Origin of the sequence: Streptomyces sp. NPDC090994 (genome assembly GCF_044768905.1) — a bacterium.
Taxonomy (GTDB): domain Bacteria; phylum Actinomycetota; class Actinomycetes; order Streptomycetales; family Streptomycetaceae; genus Streptomyces.
Map to the genome: position 1 here is coordinate 46821 of NZ_JBIVWS010000012.1, position 14519 is coordinate 61339.

Here is a 14519-nt window from a genome sequence, read left to right on the forward strand (position 1 = left end):
CGCACGGGCGCGTACCCACCGCTCCCGCCGACACCGGGCCGCACGGGCGCGTACCCACTGCTCCCGCCGACACCGGGCCGCACGGGCGCGTACCCACTGCTCCCGCCGACACCGGGCCGCACGGGCGCGTACCCGCTGCTCCCGCCGGAACCGACCCCCACGCGCGCGTGACGGCCGAGCCCACCGGAACCGACCCCCACGCGCGCGTACCCGACGCGTCCGGAGACCACTGATGACCGCACATTCCCCACCGCCCCCGATACGCGTCCTGCTCGCCGACGACCACACCCTGGTACGCCGCGGAGTGCGCCTCATACTCGACGGCGAACCCGACCTGACCGTCGTCGCCGAGGCCGGGGACGGCGCCGAGGCGGTCGCGGCGGCCCGGGCCGGCGGCATCGACCTCGCCGTCCTGGACGTCGCCATGCCCCGCATGACCGGCCTTCAGGCGGCCCGCGAACTCTCCCGGCGCCTGCCGAGCCTGCGCATCCTCATCCTGACGATGTACGACAACGAGCAGTACTTCTTCGAGGCGCTCAAGGCGGGCGCCTGCGGCTACGTCCTCAAATCGGTCGCCGACCGCGACCTGGTGGAGGCATGCCGGGCCGCCGTGCGCGACGAGCCCTTCATCTACCCGGGCGCCGAGCGCGCCCTGGTCCGCGCCTACCTGGACCGCCTGCACCGGGGCGACGGCCTGCCCGCGCGGCCGATCACCGAGCGCGAGGAGGAGATCCTCAAGCTCGTCGCCGAGGGCCACACCTCCAAGGAGATCGGCGAACTCCTCTTCATCAGCGCCAAGACCGTCGAACGCCACCGCGCCAACCTGCTCCAGAAGCTCGGCGTCCGCGACCGCCTGGAGCTGACCCGCTACGCGATCCGCGCCGGACTGATCGAGCCCTGACCAGCGGTTACGGCAGTTGTCCACAGGGTGCCGGGGCCACTGCCGCGAACCGCCTACCCTTATTGCCATGACCAGCATCGACCGGAGCCAGACCGTGGGCACCCCCCGCACCTACGAGGTACGCACCTACGGGTGCCAGATGAACGTCCACGACTCCGAGCGATTGTCCGGTCTGCTGGAGGACGCCGGGTACGTCCGCGCCCCCGAGGGCTCCGACGGCGACGCGGACGTCGTGGTCTTCAACACCTGCGCCGTCCGTGAGAACGCCGACAACAAGCTGTACGGCAACCTCGGCCACCTCGCCCCGAGGAAGGCGAGCCGCCCCGGCATGCAGATCGCGGTCGGCGGCTGTCTGGCCCAGAAGGACCGCGACACCATCGTGAAACGCGCCCCCTGGGTCGACGTCGTCTTCGGCACGCACAACATCGGCAAGCTGCCGGTGCTGCTGGAGCGCGCCCGCGTGCAGGAGGAGGCGCAGGTCGAGATCGCCGAGTCCCTGGAGGCGTTCCCGTCCACCCTGCCCACCCGGCGCGAGAGCGCCTACGCCGCCTGGGTCTCCATCTCCGTCGGCTGCAACAACACGTGCACCTTCTGCATCGTCCCCGCCCTGCGCGGCAAGGAGAAGGACCGCCGCCCCGGCGACATCCTCGCCGAGGTCGAGGCCCTGGTCGCCGAGGGCGTCTCCGAAATCACCCTCCTCGGGCAGAACGTCAACGCCTACGGTTCCGACATCGGCGACCGCGAGGCGTTCAGCAAGCTGCTGCGGGCCTGCGGTTCGATCGACGGCCTGGAGCGGGTCCGCTTCACCTCCCCGCACCCCCGCGACTTCACCGACGACGTGATCGCCGCCATGGCCGAGACGCCGAACGTGATGCCGCAGCTGCACATGCCGCTGCAGTCCGGCTCCGACCCGGTCCTCAAGGCGATGCGCCGCTCCTACCGCCAGGAGCGCTTCCTCGGCATCATCGACAAGGTCCGCGCCGCCATCCCGCACGCCGCGATCACCACCGACATCATCGTGGGCTTCCCCGGCGAGACCGAGGAGGACTTCGAGCAGACCCTGCACGTCGTCCGTGAGGCGCGGTTCGCCCAGGCCTTCACCTTCCAGTACTCCAAGCGCCCCGGCACCCCGGCCGCCGAGATGGACGGCCAGATCCCCAAGAAGGTCGTCCAGGAGCGCTACGAGCGGCTGGTCGCCCTCCAGGAGGAGATCTCCTGGGAGGAGAACAAGAAGCAGGTCGGCCGCACCCTGGAACTGATGGTCGCCGAGGGCGAGGGCCGCAAGGACGGCACCACCCACCGCCTCTCCGGCCGCGCCCCCGACAACCGCCTGGTCCACTTCACCAAGCCCGGCCAGGAGGTCCGCCCCGGCGACGTGGTCACCGTCGAGATCACCTACGCCGCCCCGCACCATCTCCTGGCCGAGGGTGCCGTCCTCGACGTGCGGCGCACCCGCGCGGGCGACGCGTGGGAGAAGCGCAACGCCGCGGAGCAGGCCAAGCCCACGGGCGTGCTGCTGGGCCTGCCGAAGATCGGCGTCCCCGAGCCGCTGCCGGTCGCGGCGAGCGGCTGCGGCTGCGACTGACACAGCCGCGGCACAGCCGCTGGCACAGTCGCTGACACAGCCGCTGTCGTCAGCGCGCGTGGCCGCGAGCGGCAGGCGGAGCGGACGGGGATACGCTGCCGATCATGCTTGTCGCCGCCGCCGTCTGTCCCTGCCCGCCCCTCCTGGTCCCCGACGTCGCCGCCGGCGCCGCGCCGGAACTCGACCCGGCCCGCGCCGCGTGCGCGGACGCCTTGGGCGTACTCGCCGCCGCCCGGCCCGACCGGCTGGTCGTCGTCGGCCCCGCCGAGGGCTCCGGCCCCGAGGCGTACCCGCAGGGCACCCCCGGATCGTTCCGCGGTTTCGGCGTGGACGTGGACGTACGGCTCGGGCCGGGCGGGGACGCCGTGACGCCCGTACGGGAATTGCCGTACGGGCTCGCCGTCGGTGCCTGGCTGCTGGAGCGGACCGGCTGGAGCGACGCCCCGGTCGAGGGGCTCGGCGTGGGGGAGTCCCTCACCGCCGGGGAGTGCGCCGCACTGGGGCGGGACATCGGCGCCCGGGCCGGGCGGGTGGCGATGCTCGTGCTGGGCGACGCCAGCGCGTGCCGCACGGTCAAGGCGCCCGGCTACCTCGACGAGCGGGCGGCGCCCTTCGACGCGGCGGCCGCCCGCGCGCTGGGTGCGGCGGACCTGGCGGCCCTCGCGGCCCTGGACCAAGGGCTGGCCCGTGAGCTGAAGGTGTCGGGGCGGGCGCCCTGGCAGGTCCTCGCGGGTGCCGCCGAGGACGCCGCTCTCGGCGGCGCGCTGCTGTACGAGGACGCGCCCTACGGAGTCGGGTACGTGGTGGCCGCCTGGTCGTAGCCGGGGCGAACCGGCGCACACGACGGCGGACGGCTGGACGCACACGACGGCGGACGGCCGCGAGCCGTTGCGCTCCGCGGCCGTCCGCCGTCGTGTACCCCGCCGGTCAGTGCGCCGGGGGCGTGGGGCCTGCCGGGGGCGTGCCGCCGCCCGGGCCGGCGCCGGGACCGTCCTTGTGCGCGAGGCGGTCCATGGCGTGCTTGGCCTTGCCCGTACCGGACTGGATCCGGTCGCTGTACTTGCCCTTGGTCTTCTCGTCGACGGTCTTCGCCGCCCTGTCGAGCCCGTGCTGGATCTTGTCCCCGTGCTGCTGCGCGAGGTCGGAGACCTTGCCCTTGGCCGGGCCCAGCTTGGCCTTCAAGTTGTCCAGGAGACCCATGGTCCACCTTCCTGCGCGGCTGGTGCGGTCGGCTGTTACGTGCGGGCGCCTTCGCCGGCCTCGTTGTCGACGGCCTCCCCGGCGGACTGCTGCTTGGGGATCTCGACGCCGTCGGACCCGGCCGTCCCGGCGGCCTCCTGTGCCGCCGGCTCCGGCGCCCCGTCGGCCCCGGCCGGTCCTACGGCGCCGGCCGGTTCCACGGCGGCGGCCGGTTCCACGGCGGCGGCCGCTTTCCCCGCCTCGGTCCCGGCGTCCGGTGTCCCGGCCGGTGCCTCGGCGGCCGGGGCCTCCTCCGTCGCCTTCGACTTCCCAAGAAGCCGTGCAAAAACGCCCATATCAACTCCATACGGTACTCGTGCGGGCGAATTCCCGCGTTGCCCGGTGCGTCCGTTTGCGCGGCCCGGGCCGCCGCCCCCCTGTCCTGGGGGCGGGAACCTCGCAACGGGCAACGACCTCGATGACGTGATGTCACGTAACTCGTTCGAGACCCCGGCGAGAGGTTTGCGAGACTGGGGCGGTGAGCAGCGCACCTCCCGCCCCCCGCGTCATCGCCGTCGTCGGACCGACCGCAGCCGGTAAGTCCGATCTGGGCGTCTTCCTGGCCCAACGGCTCGGAGGCGAAGTCGTCAACGCCGACTCCATGCAGCTCTACCGAGGGATGGACATCGGCACCGCCAAACTGACGCCCGAGGAGCGAGCGGGGGTCCCGCACCATCTCCTGGACATCTGGGACGTGACCGTCACCGCCTCCGTCGCCGAGTACCAGCGTTTCGCCAGGCAGCGGATCGACGCCCTGCTGGCCGCCGGCCGCTGGCCGATCCTGGTCGGCGGCTCCGGCCTCTACGTCCGCGGTGCCGTCGACAAGATGGAGTTCCCCGGCACCGACCCCGAGGTCAGGACCCGGCTGGAAGAGGAGCTGACCCTGCGCGGCTCCGGCGCGCTGCACGCGAGGCTGGCCGCCGCCGACCCGGAGGCCGCGCGCGCCATCCTGCCCAGCAACGGCCGCCGGGTCGTCCGCGCCCTGGAAGTGATCGAGATCACCGGCCGGCCCTTCACCGCCAACCTCCCCGGCCACGACTCCGTCTACGACACCGTGCAGATCGGCGTCGACGTGGCCCGCCCGGAGCTGGACGCCCGGATCGCACGCCGGGTCGACCGGATGTGGGAGGCCGGCCTCGTGGACGAAGTGCGCGCACTCCAGGCGCAGGGGTTGCGCGAAGGGCGTACGGCGTCGCGCGCGCTCGGCTACCAGCAGGTGCTCACGGCGCTCGCCGGTGAAACCACCCTGGAGGAGGCCCGGGACGAGACCGTACGGGCCACCAAACGCTTCGCGCGCCGTCAGGATTCATGGTTCAGGCGCGACCCCCGGGTGCATTGGTTGAGTGGGGCCGCGGCGGACCTCCGGGAACTTCCGCGGCTCGCGCTGTCGTTGGTCGAACGACCGGTTACAGCCTGATCACGTCATGGCATCGGGACGCCCCGGCCGTCATCCAGGCCTCCGGGGGCGTGCCATCATCGAGCTTCGATCGACCAAGTGGAGTCCTAGTGGGGAGGGCGCGTGGCGATGGAGGCCGGCCCTCGTGACACCGCGACGAGCACCGATCACGTCACCGTCGACGGCCCGGAACCGGAGCCGGACGCGGTCCGTCCGGGCCCGGACGGGCTCGACGAGACGCAGGGCGGTGTGACCGCCGACGGCCCGGAGCCCGAGGAGATGTACGCGGGCGGCGAGGAGGTCGAGGTCGAGCTGCGTCCGCAGCGGCGACTGCGCCTGTGGCAGCTCGCGCCCATCGTCTGCCTGGCCGCGGTCGGCTCCCTGATGTTCGCCTTCCCGCTCGCCTTCGACTTCGGCGACAGTGGCGCGATGATCGCCATGCTGGGGCTGCTGATCTGCTCCTGCGCGGCCGGCTGGGGGATGATGGCCGCCCGCCGCGTCGGCCACACCTGGCCGGGCCTGCCCCAGCGGGGTTCGGGCCGCCGCCCCGACTGGCGGGTGGTCCTCGCCTACGTGGTCGTGGTCGCCGCCGTGGTCGTCCTGGCGGTGTGGCGCGTGGCCCGCCTGCGCGGCTGACGGCGCCCTGTCCGGCGGGCGTGCCGGCGCCACCCCGTACGATCGAGGAATGAGCACGCGGATCGCCTTCCTCAAGGGTCACGGGACCGAGAACGACTTCGTGATCGTGCCGGACCCGGAGAACGCCGTCGAGCTGCCGCCGGCCGCCGTCGCCGCCCTGTGCGACCGCCGCGCCGGCATCGGCGGTGACGGGCTGCTGCACGTGGTGCGGTCCGCCGCGCACCCCGAGGTCCGGCACCTGGCGGGCGAGGCCGAGTGGTTCATGGACTACCGCAACGGCGACGGCTCGGTCGCCGAGATGTGCGGCAACGGCGTGCGGGTCTTCGCGCGCTACCTCCAGCACGCCGGGCACGTGACCGAGGGAGACCTCGCCGTCGCCACGCGCGGAGGCGTGAAGAGCGTCCACCTCGCGAAGGACGGTTCCGTCACCGTCGGCATGGGCCGCGCCCTGCTCCCCGACGGCGACGTCACGGTGAGCGTCGGCGAGCGCCACTGGCCCGCGCGGAACGTGAACATGGGCAACCCGCACGCGGTCGCCTTCGTGGCCGACCTCGCGCACGCCGGCGACCTGCTCTCCCCGCCGCCGTTCAGCCCGGCCGCCGCCTACCCGGACGGGGTGAACGTCGAGTTCGTGGTCGACCGTGGCCCCGGGCACGTGGCGATGCGCGTCCACGAGCGGGGCTCCGGCGAGACCCGCTCCTGCGGCACGGGCGCGTGCGCCGTCGCCGTCGCCGCCGCCCGCCGGGACGGCGCCGACCCCACCGTGACCGGCACCCCGGCGACGTACACGGTCGACGTCCCCGGCGGCACCCTGGTCATCACCGAGCGGCCCGACGGCGAGATCGAGATGACCGGCCCGGCGGTGATCGTCGCCGAGGGCGAGATCGACGCCGAGTGGTGGACGGGGGCCGCCGTGTGAGCACCAGAGCGATCCTCGACGCCCCGCTCGGAAACGTAAACCTGCCACCCATCGCTCGAATGGGTGATCCGTTTCATGCTCGGCGAGAGGCGGTCGGCCGTACGTGATGGGCTCGATAGCATCAAGCACCGGCCCGGACGGCGGACCGACGCCGTTCCCCGTGCCCCGCCCGACCCGGGGTGGCCCGTCCGCCGGTCGACGCAGCCGGAGGTGCCCATGAACGCGGAGGCCGCGAAACCCGCGAGCCCAGGCCCGGTGACGCCCGCGACCACCGTCGCCGCCACCCCCACGACGCCCCGCCGCAAGGCCCGCCCCCGGCTCGACCTGCGGCGCCTGGGCCGCGCCGCACTGCTCGGGCCCGGCACCCGCGACCGGCTCCCCGACGCCATCGGCCACGTGGTCGAGGCCCACCGCGCCCACCACCCCGACGCGGCCATCGACCCCCTGCGCCGCGCCTATCTGCTCGCCGAGTCCTCGCACCGCGGCCAGATGCGCAAGAGCGGCGAGCCGTACATCACGCACCCGCTCGCCGTCACCCTCATCCTCGCCGAACTGGGTGCCGAGACCACCACACTGACCGCCTCCCTCCTGCACGACACCGTCGAGGACACGGAGGTGACCCTCGACCAGGTCGGCGCGGAGTTCGGCGAAGAGGTCCGCTACCTCGTCGACGGCGTCACCAAACTGGAGAAGGTCGACTACGGCGCCGCCGCCGAACCCGAGACCTTCCGCAAGATGCTCGTCGCCACCGGCAACGACGTCCGCGTGATGTCGATCAAACTCGCCGACCGGCTGCACAACATGCGCACCCTCGGCGTGATGCGCCAGGAGAAGCAGGAACGCATCGCCAAGGTCACCCGGGACGTCCTCATCCCGCTCGCCGAACGGCTCGGCGTCCAGGCGCTCAAGACCGAACTGGAGGACCTCGTCTTCGCGGTCCTGCACCCCGAGGACCACCGGCGCACCAAGGAACTCATCGCCGAGAACGCCGCCCGCGCGGACGACCCGCTCGCCGCGACCGCCGACGAGGTACGCGCCGTGCTGCGCGAAGCCGACATCCCGGCGGAGGTCCTGATCCGGCCCCGCCACCACGTCTCCGTGCACCGCGTGGGCCGCAAACGCGGCCGGCTCGCCCCGACCGACTTCGGCCGCCTGCTGGTCCTGGTGAACGAGGACGCCGACTGCTACGCCGTCCTCGGCGAACTGCACACCTGTATGACGCCGGTGGTCTCGGAGTTCAAGGACTTCATCGCCGTACCCAAGTTCAACCTGTACCAGTCGCTGCACACCGCCGTGGCCCGCGAGGGCGACGGCCGGGTCGTCGAAGTCCTCATCCGCACCCACCAGATGCACAAGGTCGCCGAGGCCGGAGTCGTCGCCCTCGGCAACCCCTACACCGCACCGCCCGAGGAGCAGTCCGCGGGCGACGGCGAGCGCGTCGACCCCACCCGCCCCGGCTGGCTCTCCCGCCTCCTCGACTGGCAGCGGGCGGCCCCCGACCCCGACACCTTCTGGTCCACCCTGCGGGAGGACCTCGCCCAGGACCGCGAGATCACCGTCTTCCGCCCCGACGGCGGCACCCTGGGCCTGCCCGAGGGCGCGACCTGCGTGGACGCCGCCTACGCGCAGTACGGCGAGGACGCGCACGCGTGCATCGGCGCCCGGGTCAACGGGCGGCTGGCGACGCTCAGCACGGTCCTGCGCGACGGCGACACCGTGCAGCTCCTCATGGGGCAGGACCCGGCCTCCGAGCCCTCCCGGGAGTGGCTGGAGCACGCCCACACCCCCGCCGCCCGGATCGCGATCCAGCGCTGGCTCACCGCCCACCCGGGGCGCGGCGGCGCCGAGGACGAGGAGCCGGCGCGGCCGGGCACCGACGAGGGGCTGGTCGTCCGTCGCACCCCGGAGGCCCCGGACGGCGGTGCCGACGCCCCCGCTGTCCTGGTCGACCTGCCGGACGTGACCGTACGGCTGGCCGGCTGCTGCACCCCCGTACCGCCCGACGAGGTCACCGGCTTCGCCGTGCGCGGGTCCGTGGTGACCGTGCACCGCGCGGAGTGCGCCGTGGTGGCGCGGATGAAGAGCGCGGGGCGCGCGGAGGTCGGCGTGCGCTGGGGCGACACCGGAGGCGGCCGGGTCACGCTGCTCGCCGAATCGTTCGTCCGTCCGCATCTCCTGGCCGACCTCACCGAGGCGATGGCCCTGGAGGGCGCCGAGATCGTCTCCGCGACCGTCGAGCCCCCGGACCGGCAGCGCGTGCGCCACACGTACACCGTCCGTCTGCCGGACGTCGCCCACCTGCCGGCACTGATGCGCGCGATGCGGAACGTGGCGGGCGTGTACGACGTGAGCCGGGCGCAGCAGCCGCAGCCTACGGGCGGCTGAGCGGCGGTCGGGGGGGCTTAAGGAGCCGGGGGCCCGGGCGGTCCGAGGACTCGGGCGGTGCTGGGCTCGGTCGGTCCGGGGCCCGGGCGGTCCGGGGCTGTGGTCTGGGGGCGTGCGGCGCGCGGGAGGCCGTTCGGGTGCGCCGGGCGCGCGCCGTCGCCGTGGCGTGCGCGGGCGCTGATAGCCGTGGGGGATGCCGCACACTCCCCCCACCTCACGCTCCGGGCTCCGGGCGGCGGCGCTGCTCGCGTCGGCCGCCTCGCTCTGCCTGACCGCCGCGAGCGCCCCGCCGGCCCCGCTCGGCATCGGCGACCGCCTCTTCCCGTACCTGGGCAACCCCGGCTACGACGTGCTGGCCTACGACCTCTCCTTCACCTACTCCGGCAGCAACACCGAGCCGCTGCGCGCCGTCACCACCATCGACGCCCGGACCACGGCCGACCTGGACCGGATCAACCTGGACTTCGCCCACGGCACGGTCGGCTCGGTGGAGGTCGACGGCGAGCCCGCCGCCTTCGCCGCCGCCGGCGAGGACCTGGTGATCACGCCTGGGAAGGCGCCGGCCGAGGGCGAGCGGATCCGGATCACCGTGCGGCACAGCAGTGACCCCGCCGACCCGGAAGGACGCGAGGGCGGCTGGGTCCGCACCGCCGACGGCCTCGCCATGGCCAACCAGGCCGACGCCGCCCACCTGGTCTTCCCCTGCAACGACCACCCCTCCGACAAGGCGTTCTTCACCATCCGGGTCACCGCCCCCGACGGCCACACCGCCGTCGCGAACGGGCTGCCGCACGGCCGCTCCCCGGCCGGCGGCGCGGCGACCACCTGGACGTACCGCACCCGGCACCCCATGGCGACGGAACTGGCCCAGGTGTCCGTCGGCCGCAGCACGGTGCTGCGCCGCACCGGCCCGCACGGGCTGCCCGTACGGGACGTCGTCCCCACCCGGCACCGCGCGGCGCTGGAGCCGTGGCTGGGGAAGACCCCCGGCCAGATCGCCTGGATGGAGAGCAGGGTCGGGCCGTATCCGTTCGAGACGTACGGCCTGCTCATGGCCGACGCCTCCACCGGGTTCGAACTGGAGACGCAGACGCTCTCCCTCTTCGAGAGGGACCTGTTCACCGAGCGGACCCACCCGGAGTGGTTCATCGAGTCGATCATGGTGCACGAACTCGCCCACCAGTGGTTCGGCGACAGCGTCACCCCGCGCGACTGGTCCGGCCTGTGGCTCAGCGAGGGCCACGCCACCTGGTACGAGGCCCTGTACGCCGAGGAGCGCGGCGGCCAGACCCTGACCGCCCGGATGAAGGCCGCCTACAGCGCCTCCGACGGCTGGCGTGCCGAAGGCGGACCGCCGGCCGCGCCCAAGGCGCCCGAACCCGGCCGCAAGACGAGCATCTTCCGGCCCAGCGTCTACGACGGCTCCGCGCTGGTCCTCTACGCCCTGCGCCAGGAGATCGGCCGCCCGGCCTTCGAACGCCTCCAGCGGATCTGGGTGAGCCGCCACCGGAACTCCACCGCGACCACCGCCGACTTCGTCCGGCTCGCCGGCGAGGTGTCCGGCCGCGATCTGGACGGATTCCTGCACGCCTGGCTTTACGGTGAGCGGACCCCGCCGATGCCGGGCCACCCGGACTGGAAGCCGGCCGGGACGACTGCCGCGCCGCAGTCAGGGGAATAAGCCGATGACGAGACGCCTCGTCCCGTGCGACCATTTTCCGGTCGGCGCGCGGTTCGGGAGGCGGGAATCTCTCCGCCTGCTCACGCGTTGTGACGTACGACCGGGCTGTGGCGCGCAGAGCGCCGCGGTATCCGTTCCCGAGATTCCCAGAGACGTAAGGATCCAATGACCTCCTCTTCTTCCACTTCCCAGGACACCAAGCGCCTCGCGCACACCTATCCCGAGGGTCTTCGGGCCGATGCCCTGATGGAAGAGGACGTCGCCTGGAGCCACGGAAACGACGCGGAGTGGGACGGCGACCAGTTCGACCGCTCCGAGCGCGCGGCCCTGCGCCGCGTGGCGGGCCTTTCCACCGAGCTGGAGGACGTCACCGAGGTCGAGTACCGACAGCTCCGCCTGGAGCGTGTCGTGCTCGTCGGCGTCTGGACCTCGGGCACGGCGCGGGACGCGGAGAACTCCCTCGCCGAGCTGGCCGCCCTCGCGGAGACCGCGGGCGCGCTGGTGCTCGACGGCGTGATCCAGCGCCGTGACAAGCCCGACGCGGCCACGTACATCGGCTCCGGCAAGGCGCAGGAACTGCGCGAGATCGTGCTGGAGACGGGCGCGGACACCGTCATCTGCGACGGTGAGCTGAGCCCCGGCCAGCTGATCCAGCTGGAGGACGTCGCCAAGGTCAAGGTCATCGACCGGACCGCCCTGATCCTCGACATCTTCGCCCAGCACGCCAAGTCCCGCGAGGGCAAGGCGCAGGTGGCGCTCGCGCAGATGCAGTACATGCTGCCGCGGCTGCGCGGCTGGGGTCAGTCGCTGTCCCGGCAGATGGGTGGTGGCCGCGGCGGTCTCGCGACCCGCGGCCCCGGTGAGACCAAGATCGAGACGGACCGGCGCCGGATCCGCGAGAAGATGGCGAAGATGCGCCGTGAGATCGCGGAGATGAAGACCGGCCGCGAGGTCAAGCGCCAGGAGCGCCGGCGCAACAAGGTGCCGTCCGTCGCCATCGCGGGCTACACCAACGCCGGCAAGTCGTCCCTGCTCAACCGCCTCACCGGCGCCGGGGTCCTGGTCGAGAACGCGCTGTTCGCGACCCTGGACCCGACCGTGCGCCGCGCGGAGACGCCGAGCGGGCGGCTGTACACCCTGGCGGACACCGTCGGTTTCGTCCGGCACCTGCCCCACCACCTCGTCGAGGCGTTCCGTTCCACCATGGAGGAGGTCGGCGACTCCGACCTGATCCTGCACGTGGTGGACGGGTCGCACCCGGTCCCGGAGGAGCAGCTCGCCGCCGTACGCGAGGTGATCAGGGACGTCGGCGCCACCGGCGTACCCGAGATCGTCGTGATCAACAAGGCCGACCTGGCCGACCCGCTGGTCCTCCAGCGGCTGCTCCGGGTCGAGAAGCACTCCATCGCCGTCTCCGCCCGCACGGGCTTGGGCATCGAGGAACTGCTCGCGCTGATCGACAACGAGCTGCCCCACCCGTCCGTCGAGATCGAGGCACTGGTGCCGTACACGCACGGCAAGCTGGTCGCCCGCGCCCATGACGAGGGCGAGGTGCTCTCCGAGGAGCACACCCCTGAGGGCACCCTGCTCAAGGTCCGGGTGCACGAGGAACTCGCTGCGGAACTCACGCCGTACGTCCCGGCGCCGCTCGCCTGATCGCGCACGGGTCCCGCTCGGGCCCGGCACGGCGTACGTCCGAGGGCCCGCCTCCCGCTTCGGCGGGGGCGGGCCCTCGGACATGTCGTACGCCGGTGTCGTTGCCGCAGGGGTGACGCCACGGGGGTGACGCCACGGGGGTGACGCCGAGGGGTGACGTCCTTCCTCTGCGCTCGGCGCACCTTCACCGCCCGGCGGCCTCCGCGCTGGGCGCGTCGCACACGCCCTTCGCCTCCTCACCCAGGCGCGGACCGGCCGGCCCGCCCGCGTCCACCAGGTCCTCGACGCGGTCCGGCATCCCGATCCCGCCGTCGGCGTCGTCCGAGGCCGAGGTGGAGGAACCACCGCCCGGGTCGCCGTCCGTCCCGCAGGCGATGGCGGTCAGCGCCGGCACCGACGCGGGCACGACGCCGACCGGCCGCGGGAAGACGCGACTCCGCCCGCCCCGTGGTCGCCGACCGGTGAACGCCGGCCGCACGCATCGCAGGGCGTGCCCCCTCGCTGATACCAGAACGGATACCAGACCGTCGGGGCCCTACGGGGGACGTCCGGCGGAACTCCAACGGCTGCGTCACGGGCGGATCCGGCGGCAGGCCGTAACCCCGTGCGCGATCGGGGGTTGGTAGCGGTGAGGAGTGGCCTGCGGCCCGACCGCGGCCCTCCTCTGACCAGCGGAAGGACAGGAAACCGTGGCCGAATCCGGGTGCGGGGGGTTGGTGTCGACGGGGGACGGGGCGGCGAGGACGGCGGTGCGGTCCGTCCGGGAAGCGCCCTCAGGGGCGTACGAGGGCGCACCGCGGCGCCAGCAGGGGCGTGAGACGGCGGCGCGTACCTACGCACGCGCCCTGCCGATCGTCCCCGTCCGGGCCCGGGGACTCACCGTCGAGGGCGCGGACGGCCGACGCTATCTGGACTGTCTCTCCGGTGCCGGAACACTGGCCCTCGGGCACAACCACCCGGTCGTGCTGGAGGCGATCCGCGCGGTGCTCGACTCGGGCGCCCCCTTGCAGGCACCCGACGTGGCGACACCGGTCGAGGACGCCTTCGTGGACGAACTGCTGCGCACCCTGCCGCCCGGTTTCGCCGGGCACGCGCGCGTACGGTTCTGCGGCCCCTGCGAGACGGACGCGCTGGCCACCGCCGTGACACTCGTCCGCGCCGCGACCGGCCGGACGGGCATCGTGCCGTGCGGTGCGGACCGGCCCGGGTGCGGTGGGGACGAGTCCGCGCACGGCGACCAGCGCGCCGCCTTCCGGACGGACACGACGCCGGCCGGGATGCTGCTCGCACCGGTCTCGGACGAGAGCCTGCTCCCCGTGTCCGACGACCGGATGCGCCGAGTGCGGAGGCTGACCGCCGCGCGGTCCGTCGCGCTGATCGCCGACGAGCGCGGCACGGGCGTCGGCCGGACCGGCGCCTACTGGGCGGTGGACCATGCCGGGGTCGTGCCCGAGGTGATGGTCCTCTCCAGGGCGATCGGCGGCAGTCTGCCGCTGTCCGTCGTCGTCCATCACGAGGACCTGGAGCCCGGTGACCTCGGCGTCCCCGCCGGAGCCTGCTGCGGCAACCAGCTCGCCATGGCCGCGGGCCGGGCGACCCTCGCCCACGTCCGCGAGAACCGCCTCGCCGAGCACGCGGCCACCCTGGGCGCCGGCCTCCTCGGCCGGCTGCGGGAGCTGACCGGCGTACACCCTTGCGTCGGGGAGGTGCGCGGGCGCGGGCTGATGATCGGGATCGAGTTCGTGCACACCGAGGCGGACCCGCTCGACGACCGTGCCGGTCGCCCCGGCCGCCGTCCCGCGCCCGGACTCGCGGCCGCCGTCCAGCGGGAGTGCCTGCGCCGCGGTCTCATCGTCGGCGTCGGCGGCCGGCCCGCGAACGTCGTCCGGCTGCTGCCACCGCTGACCACCACGGAGGAACAGGCGGCGGCGGTGCTCGACCGCCTGGCCGACGCCGTCTGCTCGGTGGCCCGCGGCCATACCGGTCAGACCCCGCCCTGCCCGCACCCGCGCTGAGTCCGGCTGCGCAGCGGGCCCCTCGCCACCGGCTCCGGCGTACTCGCTGTGCCCTCTCTGCCACATCCCGCGTATCCCGACTGCGGGCCCCAGGACCGGCTGTTCG

General features: G+C 73.6%; 13 protein-coding genes. 10 read left to right on the top strand and 3 right to left on the bottom strand.

Annotation, left to right across the window (positions count from 1 at the left end):
• Positions 1-232: 232 nt before the first annotated feature.
• The 3 genes from ACIQR3_RS23775 (at position 233) to ACIQR3_RS23785 (ending at position 3307) form a co-directional block, all read left to right on the top strand.
• Positions 233-901: a response regulator gene (locus ACIQR3_RS23775; protein WP_403542108.1), complete on the top strand. Its 669-nt coding sequence runs from the start codon at positions 233-235 to the stop codon at positions 899-901.
• A gap of 67 nt (positions 902-968) precedes the next feature.
• Positions 969-2486 carry a tRNA (N6-isopentenyl adenosine(37)-C2)-methylthiotransferase MiaB gene (gene miaB / locus ACIQR3_RS23780; protein WP_403542110.1) on the top strand — a complete coding sequence of 506 codons (1518 nt, stop codon included), beginning with the start codon at positions 969-971 and terminating at the stop codon, positions 2484-2486.
• Positions 2487-2590: 104 nt separating this feature from the next.
• Entirely contained in the window at positions 2591-3307 is a 717-nt protein-coding gene (locus ACIQR3_RS23785; RefSeq protein ID WP_403542113.1) for a class III extradiol dioxygenase subunit B-like domain-containing protein, read from the top strand.
• Positions 3308-3413: 106 nt separating this feature from the next.
• Here the strand turns inward: ACIQR3_RS23785 and ACIQR3_RS23790 are convergent, their stop codons facing one another.
• Complete coding sequence (locus ACIQR3_RS23790) at positions 3414-3686, bottom strand: antitoxin (RefSeq protein WP_403542116.1); 273 nt, start codon at positions 3684-3686, stop codon at positions 3414-3416.
• Between the two features lie 35 nt (positions 3687-3721).
• Positions 3722-4021, bottom strand: coding sequence for a hypothetical protein (locus ACIQR3_RS23795; protein WP_403542117.1), 300 nt, complete (start codon positions 4019-4021; stop codon positions 3722-3724).
• Positions 4022-4203: 182 nt separating this feature from the next.
• Here ACIQR3_RS23795 and miaA point away from each other — a divergent pair, with 182 nt between their 5' ends.
• The 6 genes from miaA (at position 4204) to hflX (ending at position 12398) form a co-directional block, all read left to right on the top strand.
• Positions 4204-5142 carry a tRNA (adenosine(37)-N6)-dimethylallyltransferase MiaA gene (miaA, locus tag ACIQR3_RS23800; protein ID WP_403542120.1) on the top strand — a complete coding sequence of 313 codons (939 nt, stop codon included), beginning with the start codon at positions 4204-4206 and terminating at the stop codon, positions 5140-5142.
• Positions 5143-5250: 108 nt separating this feature from the next.
• Positions 5251-5757: a hypothetical protein gene (locus ACIQR3_RS23805; protein ID WP_403542443.1), complete on the top strand. Its 507-nt coding sequence runs from the start codon at positions 5251-5253 to the stop codon at positions 5755-5757.
• 49 nt (positions 5758-5806) lie between these two features.
• Entirely contained in the window at positions 5807-6676 is an 870-nt protein-coding gene (dapF, locus tag ACIQR3_RS23810) for a diaminopimelate epimerase (protein WP_403542123.1), read from the top strand.
• 216 nt (positions 6677-6892) lie between these two features.
• Positions 6893-9061 carry a RelA/SpoT family protein gene (locus tag ACIQR3_RS23815; protein WP_403542125.1) on the top strand — a complete coding sequence of 723 codons (2169 nt, stop codon included), beginning with the start codon at positions 6893-6895 and terminating at the stop codon, positions 9059-9061.
• A 193-nt stretch (positions 9062-9254) separates the two neighbouring features.
• The gene (locus ACIQR3_RS23820; protein WP_403542126.1) at positions 9255-10742 is read left to right on the top strand and encodes a M1 family metallopeptidase; all 1488 of its coding nucleotides are present in this window, start codon (positions 9255-9257) and stop codon (positions 10740-10742) included.
• Positions 10743-10907: 165 nt separating this feature from the next.
• Entirely contained in the window at positions 10908-12398 is a 1491-nt protein-coding gene (gene hflX / locus ACIQR3_RS23825; protein WP_403542129.1) for a GTPase HflX, read from the top strand.
• 184 nt (positions 12399-12582) lie between these two features.
• On the opposite strand, the gene ACIQR3_RS23830 is transcribed toward hflX, so the two are convergent.
• Positions 12583-12804, bottom strand: coding sequence for a hypothetical protein (locus ACIQR3_RS23830; RefSeq protein WP_403542130.1), 222 nt, complete (start codon positions 12802-12804; stop codon positions 12583-12585).
• Between the two features lie 343 nt (positions 12805-13147).
• On the opposite strand from ACIQR3_RS23830, the gene ACIQR3_RS23835 reads away from it, so the two are divergent.
• Complete coding sequence (locus tag ACIQR3_RS23835) at positions 13148-14413, top strand: aminotransferase class III-fold pyridoxal phosphate-dependent enzyme (RefSeq protein WP_403542132.1); 1266 nt, start codon at positions 13148-13150, stop codon at positions 14411-14413.
• Positions 14414-14519 lie beyond the last annotated feature (106 nt).

Bases quoted from the DNA above. Each gene is read 5' to 3' on its own strand.
- ACIQR3_RS23775 (WP_403542108.1), top strand. From the start codon at position 233: ATGACCGCACATTCCCCACCGCCCCCGATACGCGTCCTGCTCGCCGAC.
- miaB (WP_403542110.1), top strand. From the start codon at position 969: ATGACCAGCATCGACCGGAGCCAGACCGTGGGCACCCCCCGCACCTAC.
- ACIQR3_RS23785 (WP_403542113.1), top strand. From the start codon at position 2,591: ATGCTTGTCGCCGCCGCCGTCTGTCCCTGCCCGCCCCTCCTGGTCCCC.
- ACIQR3_RS23790 (WP_403542116.1), bottom strand. From the start codon at position 3,686: ATGGGTCTCCTGGACAACTTGAAGGCCAAGCTGGGCCCGGCCAAGGGC.
- ACIQR3_RS23795 (WP_403542117.1), bottom strand. From the start codon at position 4,021: ATGGGCGTTTTTGCACGGCTTCTTGGGAAGTCGAAGGCGACGGAGGAG.
- ACIQR3_RS23805 (WP_403542443.1), top strand. From the start codon at position 5,251: ATGGAGGCCGGCCCTCGTGACACCGCGACGAGCACCGATCACGTCACC.
- dapF (WP_403542123.1), top strand. From the start codon at position 5,807: ATGAGCACGCGGATCGCCTTCCTCAAGGGTCACGGGACCGAGAACGAC.
- ACIQR3_RS23815 (WP_403542125.1), top strand. From the start codon at position 6,893: ATGAACGCGGAGGCCGCGAAACCCGCGAGCCCAGGCCCGGTGACGCCC.
- ACIQR3_RS23820 (WP_403542126.1), top strand. From the start codon at position 9,255: ATGCCGCACACTCCCCCCACCTCACGCTCCGGGCTCCGGGCGGCGGCG.
- hflX (WP_403542129.1), top strand. From the start codon at position 10,908: ATGACCTCCTCTTCTTCCACTTCCCAGGACACCAAGCGCCTCGCGCAC.